We start from the raw sequence: 22990 nt of genomic DNA on the forward strand, positions 1-22990 counted from the left end.
ATGACGAAGGTGCAACCCGACTGGCTGGCGCTCGCGACGCGTTTCGCGCAACTGCCCGACGCGCAGCGCGCGGTCTTCATCGACAAGCTCGGCGCGGCCGGCATCGACTTTCGCGTGCTGCCGATCCCGCCGCGCACGCCGCGCAGCGACCGCGTGCCGGCATCGTTCGCGCAGACGCGGCTGTGGCTGCATGCGCGGCTGATCGACGCGCCCGACGCGTATCACATCACCGAGCGCCTCGCACTGACGGGCCCGCTCGACGCGCATGCGCTGCGTCTCGCGTGCGACGCGCTGATCGCACGCCACGAGGCGCTGCGTACCACCTTCGACGAGGCGCCGGACGGCGTCGCGCAGACGATCCACGCGCCGCTGCGCTGCCCGTGGCGCGAAACCGATCTCGAAGCGCTGCCTGACGCGCAGCGTGCCGCGCGCGCGGAGGCCGTCGCGACGGCCGACGAAGCCGAACCGTTCGATCTCGGCGCGGCGCCGCTCGTGCGCGCGCACCTGGTGCGCTTCGACGCGACGCATCACTGGCTCGCGCTGACGGTGCACCACATCGTGTCGGACGGCTGGTCGTCGGGCGTGATGCTGGAAGAACTCGCGGCGTTCTATCGCGCGTATGCGTCCGACCGGCCGGTGCCGCTCGCGCCGCTGCCGATCCAGTACGCCGACTACGCGCTGTGGCAGCGTCGCTGGCTCGACGCCGGCGAACGCGATCGCCAGCTTGCGTTCTGGCGCGAACGGCTCGATCCGCAGCGCGGCGTGCTGACGCTGCCGGGCGCCACCGCGCGGCCGGCGCGCCGCAGTGCGCGCGGCGCACGCCATGTGTTTTCGCTCGACGCGCGCGTCGGCGCACAACTGCGCGCGTTCGCGGCCGCATCGGGCGCGACGCCGTTCGCGGTGCTGCTCGCCGCGCTCGATGCGCTGCTGGCACGCGCGACCGGCGACGCGCGGATCTGCGTCGGCGTGCCGGCCGCGAACCGCGAACGCGCGGAGGTCGCCGGCCTGATCGGCTTCTTCGTCAATACGCTCGCGATCGACGTCGACGTGCCCGCGCACGGCGACTTCTCGTCGCTGGTCGCGCGTACGCAGCGCGCGCTCGTCGACGCGCAGATGCACCAGGACGTGCCGTTCGAGCAGGTGGTCGACGCGCTCGGCGTGCCGCGCAGCGCGAGCCACCATCCGCTGTTCCAGGTGATGGCCGCGTATGGCGAACGCCGTGCGCTGCCTGCGCTCGGCGCGGCGTCGGCCGCGTTGCTGCCGTCCGGCACGCCGTCCGCGAAGTTCGACCTGACGCTGTCGGTCGAGGCGACGCCCGACGGGACGTTCGACGCCGCGTTCATCTACGCGCTCGACCTGTTCGACGCCGACGCGATCGCGCGGCTGGCCGCGCGCTTCGTCACGCTGCTCGGCGACGCGCTCGCGCGCCCCGACATGCCGGTCGGCGATCTCGACTGGCTGCCGGCCGACGAGCGGGCACAGCTGTTTGCGTGGAATGCGCCGGCGGGCGCGACGGATACCGAACCGTTCGTGCCGGTGCATGCGCGCATCGCCGCGCATGCGCACGCGCGGCCCGATGCCCGCGGCGTCGCCGATATCGATCGCGCGCTGACGCGCGGCGAAGTGGATGCACGCGCGGCGCGCCTGGCGCGCCATCTGGTGGCGGCCGGCGTGCGGCCGGAGATGCGCGTCGGCGTCGCGCTGCAGCGCTCGGTCGACCTGCTCGTTGCACTGATCGCGGTGCTGAAGTCGGGCGCCGCGTTCGTGCCGCTCGATCCGGCCCACCCGCGCGAACGGCTCGCGCAGATCGTCGGCGATGCCAACATTGCACACGTGCTGACCGACGGCGCGAGCGCCGCGTCGCTGCCCGAGCTGCCGTCGCTGCGCGTCTGGCGCGCCGACGAAATCGAGGCGCTCGACGAAGCCGCCGATATCGCGCTACCCGACGTGCTGCCCGGTCATGCGGCCTACGCGATCTACACGTCGGGCTCGACCGGCAAGCCGAAGGGCGTGATCGTCGACCATGCGTCGTTCGCGCTGCATTGCGCGGCGATCGCCAAGCGCTACGGCGCGGGCGAGCAGGACGTGTTCCTGCTGTTCCAGTCGGTCAACTTCGACGGCGCGCATGAAGGCTGGTTTTCGCAATACATGTCGGGCGCCGCCGTGTCGGTGACGGCCGACGTGCTGTGGCCGCCCGCGCAGACCTGCGCGATGATGGTCCGCGACGGTGTGACGATGACCTACGTGCCGCCGGGCTGCGCCGCGCAGCTCGCAGAATGGGCGCTCGCGCACGGCGCGCCGCCGACGCTGCGTTCGCTGACCGTCGGCGGTGAAGCGACGTCGCGAGAAGCGTTCGCGATGCTGCGCCGCGCGCTGCCGAACGTGCGCGTGGTCAACGGTTACGGCCCGACCGAGACGGTCATCACGCCGACGCTGTGGATGTTCCGGCCCGGCGACGATCTCGCGAAGCTCGGCGACGCCGCGTATCTGCCGATCGGCACGCTGGTCGGCGCGCGTACCGCTCACGTGCTCGACGAGCGGCTGCATCCGCTGCCGGTCGGCGTGATCGGCGAACTGTATCTGGGCGGCGAGGGGATCGGCGTCGCGCGCGGCTATCTCGACCGCCCGGCGCTGACGGCCGAACGTTTCGTGCCCGATCCGTACGGCGCGCCGGGCGCGCGCCTGTATCGCACGGGCGACCTCGTGCGGCGCCGCGCGGACGGCGTGTTCGACTTCATCGGCCGCGTCGATCACCAGGTGAAGCTGCGCGGCTTGCGTATCGAGCTCGGCGAGATCGAGGCGCAGCTGGCCGCGCACGATGCGGTGCGCGAAGCGTGCGCGGTCGTACACGGGCAGGGCGCGCTCGCGCAACTCGTCGCGTATGTCGAGCTGACCGCCGACGCACAGGCGGCCGCGCAGCCCGTCGAAGCCGCGACGCTCGACGCGCACCTGCGCCGCACGCTGCCCGACTACATGGTGCCCGCGCAACTGATCGTGCTCGACGCGCTGCCGCGCAACGCGAACAGCAAGGTCGACCGCGCACGGTTGCCGGCGCCCGTGCGCGTCGAGCGTGCGTACGAAGCGCCGCGCGATGGCGACGAAGCCGCGCTCGCGGCGATCTGGTGCGACGTGCTGAATCTCGAGCGCGTCGGCCGCGGCGATCACTTCTTCGATCTCGGCGGCCATTCGCTCGCCGCCGTGCGCGTCGCGACGCGCGTGGCCGAACGGCTCGGCCGCGACGTGCCGGTGCGCGCGCTGTTCGAGGCGCCGGTGCTCGCGCAGTACGCGCAACAGGTGGCCGACGCACCGCGCGCCGCGCATGCCGGTGCGGCAGCGCCGGGCGTCGCGGTCGCCAAACCCGACGCACACGGCGTGTGGCCGCTGTCGCCCGCGCAGCTCGGCCTGTGGTTCCTGTGGCGCGCGCAGCCGGACAGCGTCGCGTACAACATTCCGGTCGCGCTGCGCGTGCGCGGCCCGCTCGACGTCGATGCGTTGCGCGCCGCGTTCGCGGCGACGGCGGCCGTGCATCCGGCGCTGCGCGCGCGGCTCGTCGTTCGCGACGGCGCGTTGCCGGGCCAACGGATCGACGCGGCGGCGCCGGTTGCGCTGCCGCTCGTCGACCTGTCGGCGCAGCCCGATGCGCTCGCCCGCGCGACGGCGCTGACCGACGAGGATGCGCTCGCGCCATTCGACCTCGCGGCCGATGCGCCGCTGTGGCGCGCCCGCGTGCTGCGGCTCGGCACGGACGACCACGTGTTGTCGGTGACGATCCATCACATCGTGTCGGATGGCGAATCGATCGAGCTGTGGCTCGATGCGGTTCGCGCCTGTTATGTCGCTCGTGTGCAGGGCAACGCCGTGCCGGCCGAAGCGGCTGCGCAACTCGTGCTGCCCGCGCCGTGCCATCCGGCCCGCGTCGCGTACTGGCGCGACGCGTTGGCCGATCTGCCGTCACGCGTGCTGCCGCAGCGCGCGGATGCGCCGGTCGTGCCGCAATGGCGCGCGGCCCGCATCGCGTTCGAATTCGACGCGCCGCTGATCCGCGCCGCGCGCGACGCCGCGTCGGCGGCGCACGCGACGCTGCCGATGTTGCTGCACGCGGCGCTCAATACCGCGTTGTTCCGTGCGACGGGCGCGGCCGACCAGCCGGTCGGCGTGCTCGCGTCGACGCGCGAGCTGACCGGCGATGCGGCACGCGATGCGCTCGGCCTGTTCATCAACTCGGTCGTCGTGCGCACGCGGATCGACCCGGCCGCCCGCCGCGCAGACGTGCTCGCGCAAGTGCGCGATACGGCGCTCACCGCGTATGCGCATGCGGACGTGCCGTTCGCGGACGTCGTCGCGGCGCTGCGCGCGCCGCGTGCCGCGCAGGCCAATCCGCTGTTCCAGGTGATGTTCAACTACCTGCGCCCGACGGGCGCGGCCGCTCGCGACTGGGCCGGCCTGTCGCTCGCGGCGTTCGACGACGTGCGCCATCGCGTCGTGTTCACGCTCGAGCTGGACGTCGTCGAGCATCCGGACGGCCGCGTGAGCGCCGCGTTCTCGTATGCGGACGAACTGCTCGACCGCGGTTTCGTCGATGCGCTCGTCGATGTCTATCACGACGAAGTCGCGCGCTTCGCCGGTGCGTCGGAGGCTGCGCTCGGCGCACCCGATACGCGTGCCGTCGCGCAAATGGCTGGCATCGCCCATGCAAGCGGCGGCGCACTCGCCGACACGCCGTCCCACACGCCGCACGCGGCTGTCGCGCTCGCGGCGCTGTGGTCGGACACGTTCGCGACGGCCGCGCCCGAGCCCGGCGCGAACCTGTTCGAAGCTGGCGCGACGTCGTTCGACGTCGTGCGTTTCGTCGACGCGGCCGGCCGCTCCGGTCATGCGCTGACGGTCGCCGACGTGTTCGCATCGCCGACGCTCGCGGCACTCGGCGCGCGGCTCGATGCGCAAGCAGAAACAGGACAGGAGGAACGCCATGCTGGCTGAAGTGCGTCCGGACGGATTCACGATGCCCGATACGTGCCGCCTCGCGTTCGCGGACGGCCTGTTCGCCGCGCGCGACGGCTCGGAGATCCGGGTCGCGCAGGGCGACGGCATCGGCGCGCAGTTGCTGCGCGCGCAACTCGCGGACGACGGCACGCTGCGCCTCGTCGCGTACAACCATCGCGCGGCGCCGGCCGACCAGCGGCGTGGGCTGCTGGCCGCGCTGTCCGCGGCGTTTTCGGACGGCGCGCACCACGCGGTGATCCGGCTCGATCCGGCCGCATGGCCGGCGGTGGCGCTCGATGCGCTGCGCGCGAGCGGCGTGCTCGCCGACGGCGGCCGCTGCGTGCGCGACGGCTGGGCGCAGCAGGCCGATCTGTGGCTCGTCGGCCCGCATCTGCCGTGCGCGACGCTGCCGATGCTGACCGGCAGCCGGCGTCACCCGCGCCGGCCACCAGCGCCGCGCGGCGAGGTCTACGCGCGTGACCTGCCGGCGCTCGGCGTGCGCTTCACGCTGCGCGGCTGGCAGCCGGCCGACGATGCCGAGCGGGTCGCGCGCTGGTTCGCCGAGCCGCGCGTGCGCGACGGCTGGCCGGGCGCACAGCCCGGCGCGGCCGACGCCGATCCGCATGTCACGCCGCTCGTCGGCTGTTTCGACGGCGAGCCGTTCGCGTACTTCGAGGCTTACTGGCTGAAGGAAGACGCGCTCGCGCCGCACGTCGCGGCGCGCGACTACGACCGCGGGCTGCGGATGCTGGTCGGCGAGTCGCGCTGGCGCGGCCCGCATTGCGTGGCGGGCTGGCTGCCGTCCGTCGTTCATTACCTGTTTCTCGACGACCTGCGTACCGAAGCGGTCGGCTGTGCCGTTCCGGCCGGCCACGCGCGGGTTGCCGACCATCTCGCGCGGCATGGCTTCGCGCGGCAGCGCCGTCTCGCGCTGGCCGACGTGCAGCCGCTGTGGATGCGCACGCTGCGCGAGACGTTCTTCTCCGGCCGTCACGTCTGACGGGCCGGATTCACCGACAAGGGAGCTGAAACATGCAGAGAGAAACCGTATTCGACCTGATCGGCGTTGGCTTCGGGCCGTCGAATCTGGCGCTGGCCGTGCGCCTCGCGGAGCGCAGCGGCGCGCGCACGTTCGCCCATTGCTTCGTCGAGCGCCAGCCGGAATTCGGCTGGCATCGCGGGATGCTGCTCGACGACTGCCGGATGCAGATCTCGTTTCTGAAGGATCTCGTCACGATGCGCGATCCGAAAAGCCGCTACACGTTCATCAACTACCTGTTCGAACGCGGCCGGCTGAACGAATTCGTCAACCTGAAGAACTTCTATCCGACTCGCGTCGAATTCCACGACTACCTGAGCTGGGTCGCCGACGCGTTCGACGATCGCGTCCATTACAGCGAAACCGTGCTCGCGATCGAACCCGTGCACGGCGACGGCGCGCGGATCGACGCGCTGCGCGTGCTGTCGCGCGACGCCGCCGGCCACGAGCGCCAGCGCGTCGCGCGCGCGCTGTCGGTCGGCGTCGGCGGCACGCCCGCGGTTCCGGACGCGTTCGCCGCGCTCGGCCGCGACCGCGTGATCCATTCGTCGTCGTATCTCACCGACATCGACCGGCTCGTCGCGTCGCCGGACGGCGAACGCCGCCGCGTCGCGGTGATCGGCGCGGGGCAGAGCGCGGCCGAGGTGTTCATCGATCTCGCGCGCCGCTTCCCGCACGTCGACGCGAGCCTCGTGATGCGCGCCGGTGCGCTGAAGCCGGCCGACGACAGTCCGTTCGTCAACGAGATCTTCAGTCCCGAGTTCACCGACGTCGTTTATGCGCAGCCGCACGACGCGCGCCGCGCACTGCTCGATCGCTATCGCGACACCAACTACGCGGTGGTCGACCGGCCGCTGATCGAACAGATCTACGAAATGCTGTACCTGCAGCGCATCGACGGCACGCCGCGTCATGCGCTGCTCGCGAACAGCGCGATCGAGGGCGCCGTGCGCAGCGCCGACGGCCGCATCGAACTGACGCTGCGCGACCGGATGAGCGGCGCCACGCGCGTCGAGCGCTTCGACGCGCTCGTGCTCGCGACGGGCTACCGCCGCGATACGCATTCGGCGCTGCTCGAAGGGCTCGCGCCGCACCTGGGCGACGCGCTCACGCGCGGCGACGTCACGCGCGACTACCTGCTCGCGACGCCCGAGCACTTCGCGCCGCGCATCTACCTGCAAGGCTGCTGCGAAGACAGCCACGGATTGTCCGACACGCTGCTGTCGGTACTGGCACGCCGCGCGGACGAAATCTGCGCGTCGCTCGAAGACGGGATCGCGCCCGCCCAAAACGAAGGCGCGGCCCGGGCAAGACAAGAAAACGGGGTGAGTGCGGGCCGCATGGCTTTCGCTCTTTGACAAAGGCGCGGTCGGAGACCGCATGAAAAAAGTGGAGCAGAGAAAGATGGAGTGGGCAACAGGCACGCGTTTGCGTGCGATCGCAGCCGCGGCAAGCGTGGCGTTCGGTGCGGCGGCGGGGCAGGCATACGCCCAGACGGCGCCGGCCGGGAACGCAGGCGCCGCGGCGTCGGCCAGCAGTGCGCAGAACGGTGCGGCGGCCAATGCGTCGACCAGCGCGCAGAACGGCTCGCCGAATGGCACGCTGCCGGCGATCAACGTCAACGCGGCCTCGGAAGGAGACGGCACGGTCGGGCTCGTCGCGAAGCGCAGCCGCGCCGGCACGAAGACCGACACGCCGATCAACGAGATTCCGCAGACGATCAACGTCGTCACCGCGCAGCAGATCGAGATGACCGGCGCAACCGACGTGAACGCTGCGCTGCGCTACGTGCCGGGCTTCTCGTCGTACGGTTCGGACAACCGCTCGGACTGGTACGCGGCACTGCGCGGCTTCACGCCGACCGCCTACGTGAACGGGCTGCAGGTGCCGAACACGATCAACCTCGCGAGCTGGCGCGTCGATCCGTACATGATCGACAGCATCACCGTGCTGCGCGGGCCGACCTCGGTGCTGTACGGCGCGGGCGACCCGGGCGCGATCATCGACGTGCAGACCAAGCTCGCCGACGGCGAGCGCGTGCGCGAGGCCGGCGTGCAGATCGGCAACTATGCACGCAAGCAGTTCATGATCGACGTCGGCGACAAGCTCGACGCCGACGGCAAGTACGCGTACCGCTTCGTCGGCGTCGCGCGCGACGGCAATGCGCTGACCGGCCCGAACAACGACCAGCGCGTCGCGCTCGCGCCGTCGTTCCGCTGGCGCCCGAACGCGGATACGTCGCTGACGTTGTCCGCGACGTACCTGCAGGACTGGGGCGACATCTCGTCGAACTTCCTGCCCGCGGTGGGCACGGTGCTGCCGAACCCGAACGGGCAGATCAACAAGGACGTCTATGAAGGCGACGGGAACTTCAACTACTACCGCAAGAAGCAGTGGTCGGTCGGTTACCAGTTCGAGCAGAACCTGACCCCGGCGTGGAAGTTCCGGCAGAACGTGCGCCTGATGCACCTGTCGCTCGACAACGGCTCGGTGTTCGGCAACGGCTTCGTCGACGGCAGCACGACCGACGTGTCGCGCTGGGCCGGCGTGTTCCAGATGAACTACAGCCGCTTCGACATCGACAACAACGTGGAAGGCCGTTTCACGACGGGCCCGCTCCAGCACACGTTGCTGCTCGGCTTCCAGTACAACCGGCAGACCGCGACCGACAGCGAATGGCTCGCCGCCGCGCCGCCGCTGAACATCTACAACCCGGTTTACCTGCCGGTCACGACGGCGGTGTTCGATCCGGCGTCGACGTCCCGCACCAACACGTACACGACGATGAACACGTTCGGCCTGTACGCGCAGGACCAGATCAAGTGGAACCGCTGGACGCTGACGCTCGGCGGCCGCGAGGACTGGGTCAACATGCGGATGGACGACCGCGCGGGCGGCACGTCGACGAAGGCGGACGTGACGGCGTTTACCGGCCGCGTCGGCCTCACGTACCAGGGCGACTACGGGTTGTCGCCGTACGTCAGCTACGCGACGTCGTTCAACCCGCTGATCGGCGTGAACCTGCTCGGCGGCGGGCTGCCGCAGCCGACGCGCGGCAAGCAGATCGAGGCCGGCCTGCGCTGGCAGCCGCCCGGCAAGAACCTGATGCTGAACGCGGCGATCTACCAGATCAACCAGACCAATGTGCTCACGTCGGCGCTGCCGAGTCAGGACCCTGAGGGCACGAAGTCGGTGCAGACGGGCGAGGTGCGTTCGCGCGGGATCGAGCTGAGCGCGACCGGCAAGCTCACGCGGAACCTGTCGCTGATCGCGTCGTACGTGTACCAGGACGTGAAGAACGTGAAGGCCAACGACGTGTCGCTGAACAACTGGCCGGTCGACATCCCGCGTCCGCGCCAGATGGCGTCGCTCTGGACCGACTGGACGTGGCACACGGGGCCGCTCGCCGGCTTCGGCCTCGGCGGCGGCATTCGCTACCAGAGCGCGTCGGCCGGTGCGGCCGACAACTCGCTGACGGTATCGAGCGTCACGCTGTTCGACGCGGGTGTGCATTACGACACGCGTAACTGGCGCTTCGCCGTGAACGGGACGAACCTGTTCAACCGCCATTACATCAGCGGTTGCCAGTCGATGAACGTCTGCGTGTTCGGCACCGACCGCACGGTGATCGCAACCGCGAAATACAACTGGTGACGTTGCGCGTCGCAGCCTGCCGGCCGGCCCTCGTGGCCGGCGCGGGCCGGCCGCGGCGCCTTCGTCCGCTTTTTTCCACGACGCCTCCATGCCGAAGAAAAATCTCGTCTACATCCAGTCGCTGCGCAACGGCGCGGCCGATCGCGCCGGCCAGCCGGTCGCTTATCAGGGCGGCACGCGCTACATGAAGGCGCCGCTCGAATTCCTCGTCGAGCGCCTGAACGACTCGCCGCTCGGCGAGCGCTACACGCTCGAGGGCGTGATCGTCGACGACGACGACGGTTCGCCGGCCGATCGCGCGAAAGTGGCCGATTACGGGTTCGCGCGCACGCCGGGCCGCCCGTGGATCCTGCCGGAAGGGTTGACGGTGCAGGGCCGGCCGGTCGACGAGCTGTTCTGTTCGATTCCGTCGACGTACCGGCGCCTGCCGCGCGACGCGCGCGAGCGCGTGGCCGGCAAACAGGCGTTCGAGCGCCGCCTGCTCGAGCGCCTGCTCGAACTCGACGCGGACGTCGTCGTGCTCGACGGGCTGCTCGTGATCCTCGACGAACTCGTGCGTCCCGGCGCGCGCTTTCACCGGCGCATCGCGAACATCCACCCGGGCATCACGGCCGACGATTCGCCGTATCAGCGGCGCGGCGCGTGGGCGACGCTCGACGCGCTGCACGGCGCGCGCGGCGAACGGGTCGACTGGGCGAGCGGCGCGACGTCGTCCGTCGCGCCGGTGACGATGACGGGCGCATCGTTCCACTACGTCGACAACGGCATTGATTCCGGCGAGGTGATCTGCGACGTGCTCGACACGCCGATCGCGCCGGACGACACGATTCTCGAACTGCGCTGGAACAACTTCCAGCGCAGTCTGTTTCCGGCGCTCGAGCGGGGGCTTCACGTCCTCGCCGACCGCCACGATGCGGGAGCACTGTGATGGAAGGCACGCTGACGAAACCGGCCGGCGCCGCAGACGCCGTCGAAGGTGAGGTGGCAGCCGCGCTCGACGGCGCCGCGCCCGGCCAGGCGGCGCCGGTCGCCGAACACACGCTCGACGCATGGCATCCCGACGACTCGTCGGACCGGCTGCTCGCGGCGTTCGTCGCGTTGTTCAATACCGACACGCGGCACGATGCGGCAACGATCTCGGTGCCGCTCGGCGGCGCCGGTGCGGCGGCCGTCGCATCGTACGTCGCACGCGCGGTGCGCGAGGGCGTGATCGACAGCGAGCAGGTCGCCGGCGACATGCTGCGCCTGAGCGTGTCGCGCACGACGTTCTGGCAGAACCCGCGGCCGTGGCTGACGGCGCCCGCGTCGGGCGGGATGCCGCTGCGCTACGCGATCACGAACGGCCACCGGCATCCGGTGCGGCCGCCGTCGCCGGCCGGCGAGATCTATGCGCGCTACATGCCGCAGGTCGGGATGACGTTCAGCCTGCGCACCGTCGACATCGACGCGCACGCGGACCTGTTCAGCGGCTGGATGAACCTCGATCGCGTCGCGCAGTTCTGGGACCAGCGCGGCACGCGCGACGAGCATGCGGCGTATCTCGCCGAGCGGCTCGCCGATCCGCACATGCACCCGATGATCGGTTATTTCGACGACAAGCCGTTCGGCTATTTCGAGTTCTACTGGGCGAAGGAGGATCGCCTCGCGCCGTTCTACGACGCGCACGACTACGATCGCGGGCTGCACCTGCTGATCGGCGACTCGCGCTTCCAGAGCGCGGGCAAGCTGCATGCGTGGTGGAGCGGGGTGCTGCACTACATGTTCGTCGACGAACCGCGCACGCAGCGGCTCGTCGGCGAGCCGCGCGTCGATCACGTGCGGCACATCGCGTACATGCACCGGCTCGGGTTCCACACGCTGAAGGAATTCGATTTCCCGCACAAGCGTGCGGCGCTCACCATGATCGAGCGCGACACATTCTTCGACACTTTCCGGTTGCCGTGACGAGGCGGGCGGGCGACGATGCGCGCGGCCCTGCGTCGCGCCTGCCTCGGCCGTTCGGGATATGGACCGCGCGGCCTGCGTCGTGAAGAATGGATCGCTCTCCTCATCGACGACAGGCACGACGACATGGCAAAAACACCCGCTACAGCATGGGGCTCGACGCCCGATTCGCGGCCCCCAATATTGACATATGCTGGCATATGCCTAGAATGGGCGCATCGTACTCCCGTGGAGTGGCTCATGCGCACCGTTTCCATTTTCAAGAACGCCAGTAACCAGGCAATCCGCATCCCGAAGGACATGGAGTTCGAGGGCGTGACGGAACTCGAGATCCGCCGCGAGGGCGACACGCTGCTGCTGCGGCCGGTGCGTCCCACGTGGCTCTCGTTCGCGAACGAACCGCTGGCCGACACCGACTTCCTCGCCGAACGCCCGGCCGTCATCGAGTCCGGCCGTTTCGACCTGTCCGGCGACGCCGCCGATTCGACGGAGTCCGGCCGGTGACGACGCTCTATATGCTCGATACGAACATCTGTTCGTTCATCATGCGCGAGCGCCCACCCGTGGTGCTGTCGCGGTTGCAGTCGTGCGTCAATGCGCAGCACCGGATCGTCGTATCGGCGATTACCTATGCCGAAATGCGGTTCGGCGCGGTCGGCAGGAAAGCGTCGCCGAAGCATGCGGAACTCGTGACGGCCTTTGTGTCGCGGCTGGATGGCGTGCTGTCATGGGATACGGCGGCCGTCGATGCAACGGCCGCGATTCGCGCGGATCTCGCCGCGCGCGGCACGCCGATCGGCGCGAACGATGCGTCGATCGCCGGGCATGCGATCGCGGCCGGCGCGGTGCTCGTCACGAACAACGGCCGCGAATTCGGCCGGGTCGCCGGGTTGTCGCTTGAAGACTGGGCGGCCTGAGCGCAGCGGGGCGAACGCTCGGTGGCGTGGCTGTTTTGCAGCGGCGCGTCAAGTGGGCGGGGCGGGCGGATCAACGAGAAGGGCGTGGCGGAACGCGTCGAGGTACCGATCTGCGTCATCGCTGAATTCGCCCGGCAACAGTGCGAACGCGCGTGCCAGCAGATCCTGGCCGAGTGCCGTGTAAGTCGCTTCGTCGGACAGCAGCGCGCGGATGGCGTCGCGCGTTTGCGGCAACGCGATCCGTTTCGCATCACGCGCGAGCAGCGCGGCGGCGGCAAGGCCCGGCTGGAACGCGTGCATTTCGAGCAGGTCCGGCGCGGCATCCCAGATACGTTCGCGATTGCCGGCGTCGTGAAAATTCCGCAGCAGGAACAGCAGGTCGTATGCGTCGCTGTTCTGGCGCGCGCGCCGGTCCTTCCATGCGAGCAACTTCAGCAGCGCGAGCGCCGGCAGGCTGGCTACCGGCACCACGGTGCGCGCGTCGATCGACACCGGCTGTGCGGTGTCGACTGCTTCCTGGAACCCGAGCACGTTCAGCACGAATTCACCGTCCGGCGGCCACACGATCTCGCCCGGCGGCGCTTCGAGCGGCCCGAACGGCACGAGATCGAGCTCGGTGCGAAAACCGTACGTTCCGCTCTCGAACAGCAGTTTCTGCTGCTGTTTCGGTGCGCGCGTGAATTGCCCGGTCGCGACGAGTTCATCGACGAGATGCGCGTGGAATGGCCAGCTCACCGCGCACACCGCGACGTCGACGTCCCGTGTCGCGCGCACCGGCCGGATGCCGTGCACGTGCCACATCAGGATGTCGCGTGCGGTTGCGCCAGCGACGACGAAAGCCGCGTCGAGGCGCACGCAGGCCGTGCTGAGGGCTTGCAGCAGCGCGACCGCCGCCGGCTCGAGCGGCCGGCGTGGATCGACTTCAAGCGGGCGGATGGGCGAGGTATCGGTCATGGATCCGTTCGGCGGCGGCAAGGTTGCGGCTGTCCCCGGACGAGACGAGATCCGCGTAGATCAGGAGCGGCGGCACGAGCGGCACATCCTGCTCGCGCCAGTCGAGCGCGGGCGAGTGCGGCCAGAACGCTTCGAGGAACTCGACGTCGCCGTGTTCGTGCGGGCGAAGGCGAGCCTTGAGCAGCAGGCGGTTGGGCACCGCGCCGTGCGTATAGACGGTGGTCGCGGCCGGCTTCAGGTCGTGCGTCAGCAGGTCGGCCGCCGGCTCGCCGCCAAGCCGCGCATCGAAAGCCGCGAAATCGAAACCGCGCCACCAGTCGGGCGTGAGGCCGGTAAACCGGCGGCTCGGCAGTTTCGCGCGCAAGCGGCTCGGGTACAGCGCGACCCATTCCTGCACGAAGCGCGGCCAGTCTGGAATCAGGCGCTCGCCGTTGCGACGCTGCCCGACGAGGCCGCGCGCGATCAGATCGTCCATCGCGAGATTGACCGTGCCGAGCGCGACGCCCGATGCGGCGGCGATCCCCCGATACGGCTGCGCGATGAGGCCCGGCTGCGTCGCGAGCGCGAACATCACGGCCAGCCCCTTTGGCGTCGTCGCGCGCGATGCTTGGCGCCGTGGCGCGCGTGCGGGTTTCGGCCGGCCCGCGATCATCACGGTTGCCTCCGGCTGAATCAGGCATGCGTTGCCGGCAGTGTCGAGAAACGGAATGCCCTGGTCGGTCAGGCCGGCAGCCAGCTCGGCCGAAAGATGCGGCGCGACCAGCATCAGCGGCCGCTCGCCGGGCATCGGGGCAGCGCCGCCGCGGCGGCGCAATTCGGCGAGCGCACCCGGCAGTGATTCGACGCGCAGGCTCACGGCGACCGGCATCTCGAATGCCTGCCCCGCGACGTCGAAGCGGATCATCGCGTCGGCGCGCGCGTTGTACGCCGCCGGCACGCGCACGGGCCGTGCCTTGAAGCGCCGCGTCGCGCGTTCGAACGCGGCGCAGGCTTCGTCTAGCACGCGCTGTTCCGACATCGGGAGGGTGGCGTTCTTGGGCATCGGAGCGGGTCGCCTGTTCACTTTTTTGTCAGCGTACACAAAAAATGTACAAACGTCAAAAAATGAACAACCCTTCGCAAGTCCTTGATGAACAGGCGATATTCTCGATATCTCAGCGGCCATCGCCGGATCCTTATACACGGAAAATCGAAGTTTCACATGCCCGCATGGCGAGCGGCAGTCGTCCGGATGGCCGGGGTGTGCCCACCGCGTGTCACGCCTTGAAACGGCAACCATCAGTTGCTACCGCGACGACTTTCCGTCTGCCCGGTTGCCGCCGAACCGACTATCCTTGCCTGCACATTCCCCACCGGACACAGGAGACGACCCCATGACGCACAGCGTGATCCCCGCAGGCCTTGCCGACGAAATGATCGAGATCCGGCACCGCATCCATGCCCATCCCGAACTGGGCTTCGAGGAATTCGCGACGAGCGATCTCGTCGCGGAGCAACTGCAGTCGTGGGGCTACACGGTGCAGCGCGGGTTGGGTGGCACGGGCGTCGTCGCGCAGTTGAAGGCAGGCGACGGCACGCAGCGCCTCGGCCTGCGCGCCGACATGGACGCGCTGCCGATCCACGAGTCGACGGGCCTGCCGTACCAGAGCACGATCGCCGGCAAGATGCATGCGTGCGGCCACGACGGCCACACGGCAATGCTGCTCGCGGCCGCGAAGCATCTCGCCCGTGAGCGCCGCTTCTCGGGCACGCTGAACCTGATTTTCCAGCCGGCCGAGGAAGGGCTCGGCGGTGCGAAGAAGATGCTCGACGACGGGCTGTTCGAGCTGTTCCCGTGCGATGCGATCTTCGCGATGCACAACATGCCGGGCTTCCCGACCGGAAAATTCGGCTTCCTGCCGGGGCCGTTCATGGCGTCGTCGGATACCGTGACCATCGACGTGCAGGGCCGCGGCGGCCACGGCGCGGTGCCGCACAAGGCGATCGATCCCGTCGTCGTGTGCGCGCAGATCGTGCTGGCGTTGCAGACGATCGTGTCGCGCAACGTGTCGCCGCTCGACATGGCGATCGTCACGGTCGGCGCGATCCACGCAGGCGAGGCACCGAACGTGATTCCCGATCGCGCGCAGATGCGCCTGTCCGTGCGCGCGCTGAAGCCCGAAGTGCGGGACCTGCTCGAGACGCGCATCAAGGAGGTCGTGCATGCGCAGGCGGCCGTGTTCGGCGCGACCGCGACGATCGACTATCAGCGCCGTTACCCGGTGCTCGTCAACGATGCTGAGATGACCGCGTTCGCGTGCGGCGTTGCACGCGAGTGGGTGGGCGACGCGAACCTGATCGACGGGATGGTGCCGCTGACCGGCAGCGAGGATTTCGCGTTCCTGCTCGAGAAACGGCCGGGCAGCTACCTGATCATCGGCAATGGCGACGGGGAGGGCGGCTGCATGGTGCACAACCCGGGGTATGACTTCAACGATGCCGCGCTGCCGACCGGCGCGTCTTACTGGGTCAAGCTGGCCGAGGCGTTTCTGGTGTGACGCAGCGTCACGGCGGCATGGTGACCGCCGCCCGGTGTGTGCGTGCGCGCCCGCCCGTGAAATCGGATGCGCGCGGACCGCACACGCTGATTTGACGCTCCTTGACATCGACGGGACAGGTCGCGTGCTACGCTGCGCGCGACGCCGGATCGGCTCGATGAATACAGGTGTGGACGAAATGCGAAAACAGCTTCTGACCGTGCTGACGGCCTGTGCGGTCAGCGTTCTGGCGGCCGGGTGTGACGACCAGAAGGTGGCCGATGCAGTCAACGCGATCAAGCCCGATCCGATGGCATTCGGCAACCTGCAGCCGGGCGTCTCGACGGTCGAGGACGTGCTCCGCCAGGCAGGCAAGCCCGAGATGGTCAGGCAGGGCGACGACGGCTCGCAGCGGTTCGAGTATCCGCGCGGCCCGTACGGCACGAGTACCTACATGCTCGATTTCGGACCCGACGGCCGGCTCGTGTCGATCACGCAGGCGCTGACGGCGGCGAACATCGCGAAGGTCGTGCCGGGGATGTCGAAGGACGACGTACGGCAACTGCTCGGCAAGCCGACCGAGGTCGCGCAATACGCGCTGAGCCATGAAGAGGTGTGGAGCTGGCACTGGGCCGAGGGCGGCGTATCGGGCGACGCGATGTTCAACGCGCATTTCTCGCCCGACGGCACCGTGATCCGGACTTCGCGTTCGGAAGCGCCGGGCCGCGAAAAACCCTGACCTTGCGGTGTCGCGGCGCTTCACCGTTTTTTCCTTCAGAACACCGTGCCGTCGAACAGCGCTGCCGTCATCTCCGGATTCGACGGCCAGTACATGTGCATATACGTCGCGACCACCGCGCCGCTGCGATAGACGGCTTCGCCGCTGCCCGGCGCGTCGTCGGGGCGCACGGCGTTCGCGACCGGCTCCAGCGGCGTCGCGAGCCGCGAATAGTGGAACGTATGGCCGCGCATCGGCCCGTCGCGCGTATCGAGCCGCTGCATGCCGAGCGCCGCGAACCGGCGCTGCATCGTCGCGTGGCCCGGCAGCAGGCCGAGCATCGGTGTTGTTGCGCCGTCCACATCGGTCAGCGATTCACACAGATACACCATTCCCCCGCATTCCGCGACGATCGGCCGGCCTGCGGCCGCATGCGCACGAATCGTCCGCGCGGTTTCGTCATTCGCCGCGAGCGTCGCCGCATGCAGTTCCGGATAACCGCCCGGCAGGAACAGCGCGTCGCAATCGTCCGGCACGCGCTCGTCCGCGAGCGGCGAAAAGAATCGCACCTGTGCACCGAGCGCGTCGAGCAACGCGAGATTCGCCGGATAAATGAACGAGAATGCCGCATCGCGCGCGACCGCGATCCGCTTGCCGGCAAGCGCACGCGGCAGCGGCGCCGCGACGTCCGGTTCCGCGAACGTAACGGCCGGCGGCAATTCGGCGAGCGCCGTTTGGGTGAGCACGTCGGCCGCGCGCTCCAGCCGCGTATCGAGATCGCCGATGTCGGCCGGCTGGTGCAGGCCGAGATGCCGTTCAGGCAGCGCGATGCCCGCGTCGGCCGGCACGTGCCCGAGCCAGCGCAGGTCGGCGGGCAGCGCCTGTTGCAGCAGTTCCGCATGCCGTGCCGAGCCGACGCGGTTCGCCAGCACGCCGTGAAACGGCAGCCCCGGCCGGAACCGCGCGAGCCCGAACGCGATCGCCGCGAACGTCTGCGCCATCGATTTCGCGGAAATCACCGCGACGACCGGCACGCCGAACGCGACCGCGAGGTCGGCGCTGCTGGGTGTGCCGTCGAACAACCCCATCACGCCCTCGATCAGGATCAGGTCCGCATCGCGCGCGGCGTCGGCCAGCAGCGCGCGGCAGCCGGCCTCGCCGACCATCCCGAGGTCGAGCGCATGCACGGGTGCGCCGCTCGCGCGCTCGAGCAGCATCGGATCGAGAAAATCCGGCCCGGTCTTGAACACGCGCACGCGGCGGCCGAGCCGGCGATGCAGCCGCGCGAGGCCGGCCGTCACCGACGTCTTGCCCTGGCCGGACGCGGGCGCGCTGACGAACAGCGCGGGGCAGGCCGGCACGCTCAGAACTCCACGCCGCGCTGCGCCTTCACGCCTTGCTCCTTGTACGGATGCTTGACGAGCCGCATTTCAGTGACGAGATCGGCCGCGTCGATCAGCGCATCGGGCGCATGGCGCCCGGTGACGACGACGTGCACCGAGTCCGGGCGCGCGACGAGCGTCGCGAGCACCTCGTCGAGCGGCAGGTATTCGTACTTCAGCACGGTGTTCAGCTCATCGAGGATCACCATCCGGTAGTCGCCGCTTTCGATCATCCGGCGCGCCTCGTCCCAGCCCTTGCGCGCGGTCGCGATGTCGGCGTCGCGGTTCTGCGTGTTCCACGTATAGCCGTCGCCCATCGTCACGAAGTCGCATTCCGCGACGGCGCCGAGGAAGTCGCGCTCGGACGTATGCAGCGCACCCTTGATGAACTGCACGACACCGAGCCGCATGCCGTGGCCGAGCACGCGCACGGCCATGCCGAACGCGGCCGTGCTCTTGCCCTTGCCGTTGCCGGTGTGGACCATCAGCAGGCCCTTTTCGTGGGTGGCGGCGGCCTGTTTCTTCTCGTGGCCGGCGCGGCGGCGTTCGGCCATCCGCTGATGGGATTCGGTATCGGTCTTCATCGGGAATCGTCCTGTCGAAAGCGAAACAAAGGGTTCAGAGCGGGCCGGCGAGCGCGACCGTCACGCCGTCCCGGATGGATTTGGGGCCGAGCAGCCGCCCGTGAGGCGCCGCGAGCTGCGCGCACGGCTCGGCCACGCCCGCGACGCCGAAGCGCGCGAGCGCGGCATCCGACGGGCCGCTCGCGGCCAGTTCGGGACAGCTCGCGAGCCGCGCCGCGTCGAACGCGACGAGCGGCCAGCCGCGGCGCGCGCACAGCGTGCGCAGCGCACGGGCGTGCACCTTGTCGGCGAGCGTCGCGACGACCGCCGGTTCGGCGTCCGGGTAAAGCGCCAGCGCCGCGCGGATCGCCGCGTCGAGTTGCACGGCCGTCGTGCCCGCGCGGAAACCGACGCCGAGCGCGACGCGCATCATGCGCCACTGCCGAGCGCCGCACGCACCGCCGGATCGTCGGCGAGCGCCGCGACGCGGCCGATCACGACGATCGCCGGCGAACCGATGCCGGTCGTGCCGACCTGTTCGACGAGGGTGTCGAGCGTCGCAAGCACGTGCCGTTGCCCGGGACGCGTCGCGTTCTCGATCGCCGCGCACGGCGTATCGCCGGGCAGGCCGCCGTCGCGCAGCGCCGTGGCAATCGTATCGAGCCGGCGGATGCCCATGTAGATCACGATCGTCATGCGCGTCGCCGCGAGCGCGCGCCAGTCGGGTTCGTCGGCGCCCGCGCCGTGGCCCGTGACGAAGATCACGCCCTGCGCGTCGCCGCGCTGCGTGACCGGAATGCCCAGTGCGGCCGGTGCGGCGATGCCCGCGGTGATGCCGTTCACGACCTCGACCGAAAAACCCGCCGCGCCGAGCGCGGCCAGTTCCTCGCCGCCGCGACCGAACACGAACGGATCACCACCCTTGAGCCGCGCGACGCTGCGGCCCGCGCGCAGGTGCGCGAGCATCGCGGCGACGATCGTCTCCTGCGGCGTCGATGCATGGCCACCGCGCTTGCCGACGTGCTCGATGTGCGCGTCGGCGCGCGCATGACGCAGCACGTCGGGGTTCACGAGATCGTCAACGAGCAGCACGTCCGCCGTGCCGATCGCACGCACGGCCTTGAGCGTCAGCAGGTCGGCGTCGCCGGGGCCGGCGCCGATGAGCCACGCGCGGCTCATCGCGCGCGGCACGGCGCGCACCGTGTCGAAACAGTGGAAAGGGGAAGGCGGGCGGCACATCGGCGGCCGGCAAACAGGCAAGACATGACGGATCGGGCGAAGCCCGCGCGAACGCGGGTGGAATGCGCACCCCATCCGTCCCCCGCGGATCGGGCGTTCGGCGAGCGTCGGGCTCGCCCCTTGCGTCGGCCGGTATCCGGGCTGGCCGCTTGCCAGGCCGCGGCCTTCCCGCCCGGTAAAGGGCAGTGGCATCGTGGGCGGCATGGGCGCGTGCGCGGGGAAGCGCGTCGCGCGGGCGGCGTACCGTTGCGGGGACAGCACAGGCCGGGCGGTCGTCCGCCTCCTGTTTCCCGTTTAACTGCATGCGCGGAATGCGCGTGCGAGCACCGAACGCGGCGCTACGATAGCACAGCGGTCCGCCCGCGCGAACCCGCCGCGCACGGCCTCCGGCGCGACGCGCCGGCCGTGCGAAACCCGGCCCGGCGGCCCGCGTCGCCTTGACGCTCCCGCCCTCGGCGCCTACACTCGCACGCGTTTTGGTGCTCGCGCGCGCCGCTCCGGCGCGCGCAGTTAAACGGGAAACAGGGAGCCTGCCTGCGTCGCAGTCGAGCCAACCTGTGCTGCCCCCGCAACGGTAAGCGAACGCATCGTGCCCGCCACGATGCAACGCCGCTTCGCCGCATGCCGCGCGCATGCGGACGACCGCCACTGGATGCCCCGCGCATCCGGGAAGGCGAAGCGGCGTGTTCGTCAGCCCGGATACCGGCCTAAACGTTGGGGTTCAGCGCCGCGGGGAGGCGGCGCATCGTCCACGGCCGCAGCGTGCCCGACACCCGAGCGTTTCCCGATTCCCGTCGTCCGGTCGCCCGCGCAAGCGCGCATGATCGGGCCCGATGGAAGGCGAGACCGCACGGGGCCGCGCAGCGACGGCCGTGTTGGCATGCTTCATGTCGACCGTTCGCAAAGGAGCGTCATGCTCGATTCGCTGTTTCGCCTGTTCAACGACAGTTCATCCGGGCTGCGCGGCAAGATCGTCGCGATCTATGCGCTGCTGATCGCCTTCAACGTCGGCGCGTGGGTCTGGGCGTTCGCCGCCTTCCACGGCCAGCCCGTGCTGCTCGGCACCGCGCTGCTCGCGTACGTGTTCGGGCTGCGCCACGCGGTCGACGCCGACCACATCGCGGCGATCGACAACGTCACGCGCAAGCTGATGCAGGAGGGCCGCAGCCCGCTCGGCGCGGGCCTGTTCTTCTCGCTCGGCCACTCGACGGTCGTGATCGTGATGTCGGCCGTGGTCGCGGCAACCGCCGCGTCGCTGTCGCGCTTCGACGGCATGCGCGAGTTGGGCGGCACGATCGGCACCTGCGTGTCCGCGTTCTTCCTGCTGCTGCTCGCGGCCGCAAACCTGATGATCCTGGTTTCCGTGTATCGCACGTTTCGCGCGGTGAAGCGCGGCGAGCCGCTCGTCGAGGCGGATCTCGACCTGCTGATGAACCAGCGCGGTGTGCTCGCGCGCATCTTCCGCCCGCTGTTCCGGATCGTGTCGCGCAGCTGGCACCTGTATCCGATCGGCTTCCTGTTCGGCATCGGCTTCGACACCGCGACCGAGATCGCGCTGTTCGGCATCTCGGCCACGCAGGTGCAGGGCGGCCTGTCGTTCTGGTCGGTGATGGTGCTGCCCGCGCTGTTTACGGCCGGCATGACGCTCGTCGACACGACCGACGGCATCCTGATGATGGGTGCGTACCGCTGGGCATACGTGCGGCCGATCCGCAAGATCTACTACAACATGACGATCACGTTCGTATCGGTGCTGGTCGCGGCGCTGATCGGCGGCATCGAGGTGCTGGCGCTGCTCGCCGACAAGCTGTCGCTGCAGGGCACCGTGTGGGACTTCGCGACGACGGCGGCCGCGCATTTCGGGATGCTCGGCTACGTCGTGATCGGGCTGTTCCTCGCGAGCTGGCTCGTATCCGCCGCGATCTATCGCATCAAACGCTACGACGAGATCGATGTGACGATCTCTGCCTGAACCCCCATTCGACCCAGGACCCACCATGACCCTACGCAAGCTTCCCGTCACGATCGTCACGGGCTTTCTCGGCAGCGGCAAGACGACGCTGATGCGCCACATCCTGCAGCACGCCGAAGGCCGCCGCATCGCGGTGATCGTCAACGAATTCGGTGAACTCGGCATCGACGGCGAAATCCTCAAGGGCTGCGGCATCGGCTGCGACGACACGCAGGACGAAGCGTCCGGCCAGCTTTACGAACTCGCGAACGGCTGCCTGTGCTGCACCGTGCAGGAAGAGTTCTATCCGGTGATGGAAGCGCTCGTCGAGCGGCGCGCGGACATCGACCACGTGCTGATCGAGACGTCGGGCCTCGCGCTGCCGAAGCCGCTCGTGCAGGCGTTCAACTGGCCGACGATCCGCAACAGCTTCACGGTCGACGCGGTCGTGACCGTCGTCGACGGGCCGGCCGCCGCGAGCGGCCAGTTCGCGGAAAACCCGCAGGCCGTCGACGCGCAACGCCGTGCGGACCCGAACCTCGACCACGAATCGCCGCTGCACGAGCTGTTCGCCGACCAATTGTCGTCCGCCGATCTCGTGATCGTGAACAAGGCCGATCTCGTCGGCGACACGCAGTTCGCGCAGATCGAAACCGCGATCCGCGACGAGATCCCGCCGCAGGTGAAGATCGTGCGTGCGACGCGCGGCGAGCTCGACCTTGCGATGCTGCTGGGGCTCGAATCGGCATCGGAAGACACGATCCACCTGCGTCACGATCACCACGGCTCGGCCGACGACGGCGATCACGATCACCACCACGACGATTTCGACTCGGTGGTCGTATCGGGCGATGCGGGCACGCGCGAAGCGACGATCGCCGCGCTGCAGCGCGTCGTCGAGACGCACACGATCTACCGCGCGAAGGGCTTCGCCGCGCTGCCCGGCGCGCCGATGCGGCTCGTGATCCAGGGCGTCGGCCGCCGTTTCGACAGCTATTTCGACCGTCGCTGGCAGGACGGCGAAACGCGCGCGAGCCGCTTCGTGCTGATCGGCGAGGATCTCGACGCGGCCGCACTGCAGCGCGCGTTCGACGCCGCGTGCGCGGCCGAACCGCAACAGGCGTAACGCA

The 22990-nt window shown here is 69.7% G+C and carries 18 protein-coding genes and 2 riboswitches; of the genes, 12 read left to right on the top strand and 6 right to left on the bottom strand.

Annotated elements, in window-relative coordinates; translation table 11 throughout:
- From H3H55_RS08790 to H3H55_RS08825, 8 genes are all read left to right on the top strand, one after another.
- Positions 1-4980: a non-ribosomal peptide synthetase gene (locus H3H55_RS08790; RefSeq protein WP_193098326.1), complete on the top strand. Its 4980-nt coding sequence runs from the start codon at positions 1-3 to the stop codon at positions 4978-4980.
- Positions 4970-5983, top strand: a complete 1014-nt coding sequence (locus H3H55_RS08795; protein ID WP_193098327.1) for a GNAT family N-acetyltransferase — start codon at positions 4970-4972, stop codon at positions 5981-5983. The genes H3H55_RS08790 and H3H55_RS08795 overlap by 11 nt, the downstream gene beginning before the upstream one ends.
- A 32-nt stretch (positions 5984-6015) precedes the next feature.
- Positions 6016-7380, top strand: a complete 1365-nt coding sequence (locus H3H55_RS08800) for a lysine N(6)-hydroxylase/L-ornithine N(5)-oxygenase family protein (protein WP_193098328.1) — start codon at positions 6016-6018, stop codon at positions 7378-7380.
- A gap of 22 nt (positions 7381-7402) precedes the next feature.
- Positions 7403-9676, top strand: a complete 2274-nt coding sequence (locus H3H55_RS08805) for a TonB-dependent siderophore receptor (RefSeq protein WP_193098329.1) — start codon at positions 7403-7405, stop codon at positions 9674-9676.
- An 88-nt stretch (positions 9677-9764) separates the two neighbouring features.
- Positions 9765-10604, top strand: a complete 840-nt coding sequence (locus H3H55_RS08810) for a formyltransferase family protein (RefSeq protein WP_193098330.1) — start codon at positions 9765-9767, stop codon at positions 10602-10604.
- The gene (locus H3H55_RS08815; protein WP_193098331.1) at positions 10604-11620 is read left to right on the top strand and encodes a GNAT family N-acetyltransferase; all 1017 of its coding nucleotides are present in this window, start codon (positions 10604-10606) and stop codon (positions 11618-11620) included. The genes H3H55_RS08810 and H3H55_RS08815 overlap by 1 nt, the downstream gene beginning before the upstream one ends.
- A gap of 240 nt (positions 11621-11860) precedes the next feature.
- Positions 11861-12124 carry a type II toxin-antitoxin system VapB family antitoxin gene (gene vapB / locus H3H55_RS08820; RefSeq protein WP_193098332.1) on the top strand — a complete coding sequence of 88 codons (264 nt, stop codon included), beginning with the start codon at positions 11861-11863 and terminating at the stop codon, positions 12122-12124.
- Positions 12121-12537: a PIN domain-containing protein gene (locus H3H55_RS08825; protein WP_027787436.1), complete on the top strand. Its 417-nt coding sequence runs from the start codon at positions 12121-12123 to the stop codon at positions 12535-12537. Before vapB ends, H3H55_RS08825 begins: the two co-directional genes overlap by 4 nt.
- A 48-nt stretch (positions 12538-12585) precedes the next feature.
- On the opposite strand, the gene H3H55_RS08830 is transcribed toward H3H55_RS08825, so the two are convergent.
- Both H3H55_RS08830 and H3H55_RS08835 read right to left on the bottom strand, forming a co-directional pair.
- Positions 12586-13491, bottom strand: coding sequence for a nucleotidyl transferase AbiEii/AbiGii toxin family protein (locus H3H55_RS08830; protein ID WP_193098333.1), 906 nt, complete (start codon positions 13489-13491; stop codon positions 12586-12588).
- Positions 13460-14533 carry a type IV toxin-antitoxin system AbiEi family antitoxin gene (locus H3H55_RS08835; RefSeq protein WP_193098334.1) on the bottom strand — a complete coding sequence of 358 codons (1074 nt, stop codon included), beginning with the start codon at positions 14531-14533 and terminating at the stop codon, positions 13460-13462. Before H3H55_RS08835 ends, H3H55_RS08830 begins: the two co-directional genes overlap by 32 nt.
- A gap of 331 nt (positions 14534-14864) precedes the next feature.
- On the opposite strand from H3H55_RS08835, the gene H3H55_RS08840 reads away from it, so the two are divergent.
- Positions 14865-16028: a M20 aminoacylase family protein gene (locus H3H55_RS08840; RefSeq protein ID WP_193098335.1), complete on the top strand. Its 1164-nt coding sequence runs from the start codon at positions 14865-14867 to the stop codon at positions 16026-16028.
- A 178-nt stretch (positions 16029-16206) separates the two neighbouring features.
- The gene (gene bamE, locus H3H55_RS08845; protein ID WP_193098336.1) at positions 16207-16746 is read left to right on the top strand and encodes an outer membrane protein assembly factor BamE; all 540 of its coding nucleotides are present in this window, start codon (positions 16207-16209) and stop codon (positions 16744-16746) included.
- A gap of 35 nt (positions 16747-16781) precedes the next feature.
- Here the strand turns inward: bamE and H3H55_RS08850 are convergent, their stop codons facing one another.
- The 4 genes from H3H55_RS08850 to cobA are packed head-to-tail and all read right to left on the bottom strand — an operon-like array spanning position 16782 to position 19909.
- Complete coding sequence (locus tag H3H55_RS08850; RefSeq protein ID WP_193098337.1) at positions 16782-18086, bottom strand: cobyrinate a,c-diamide synthase; 1305 nt, start codon at positions 18084-18086, stop codon at positions 16782-16784.
- A gap of 2 nt (positions 18087-18088) precedes the next feature.
- On the bottom strand, positions 18089-18691 hold the full coding sequence (cobO, locus tag H3H55_RS08855; RefSeq protein WP_129514543.1) for a cob(I)yrinic acid a,c-diamide adenosyltransferase: 603 nt from the start codon (positions 18689-18691) through the stop codon (positions 18089-18091).
- A gap of 34 nt (positions 18692-18725) precedes the next feature.
- Positions 18726-19103: a cobalamin biosynthesis protein gene (locus H3H55_RS08860; RefSeq protein WP_193098338.1), complete on the bottom strand. Its 378-nt coding sequence runs from the start codon at positions 19101-19103 to the stop codon at positions 18726-18728.
- Positions 19100-19909 (bottom strand): uroporphyrinogen-III C-methyltransferase, encoded by an 810-nt coding sequence (cobA, locus tag H3H55_RS08865; RefSeq protein WP_193098339.1) that lies wholly within the window; start codon positions 19907-19909, stop codon positions 19100-19102. The genes H3H55_RS08860 and cobA overlap by 4 nt, the downstream gene beginning before the upstream one ends.
- Before the next feature lie 109 nt (positions 19910-20018).
- Positions 20019-20255, bottom strand: a riboswitch (cobalamin riboswitch).
- 114 nt (positions 20256-20369) lie between these two features.
- A riboswitch (cobalamin riboswitch) is annotated at positions 20370-20635 on the top strand.
- A 187-nt stretch (positions 20636-20822) separates the two neighbouring features.
- Here cobA and H3H55_RS08870 point away from each other — a divergent pair.
- Positions 20823-21881: a HoxN/HupN/NixA family nickel/cobalt transporter gene (locus tag H3H55_RS08870; RefSeq protein ID WP_193098340.1), complete on the top strand. Its 1059-nt coding sequence runs from the start codon at positions 20823-20825 to the stop codon at positions 21879-21881.
- Between the two features lie 25 nt (positions 21882-21906).
- Positions 21907-22986: a cobalamin biosynthesis protein CobW gene (gene cobW, locus H3H55_RS08875; RefSeq protein WP_193098341.1), complete on the top strand. Its 1080-nt coding sequence runs from the start codon at positions 21907-21909 to the stop codon at positions 22984-22986.
- Positions 22987-22990: the final 4 nt, after the last annotated feature.

It is taken from the genome of Burkholderia sp. Z1 (assembly GCF_014893795.1).
GTDB classification, from domain to species: domain Bacteria; phylum Pseudomonadota; class Gammaproteobacteria; order Burkholderiales; family Burkholderiaceae; genus Burkholderia; species Burkholderia theae.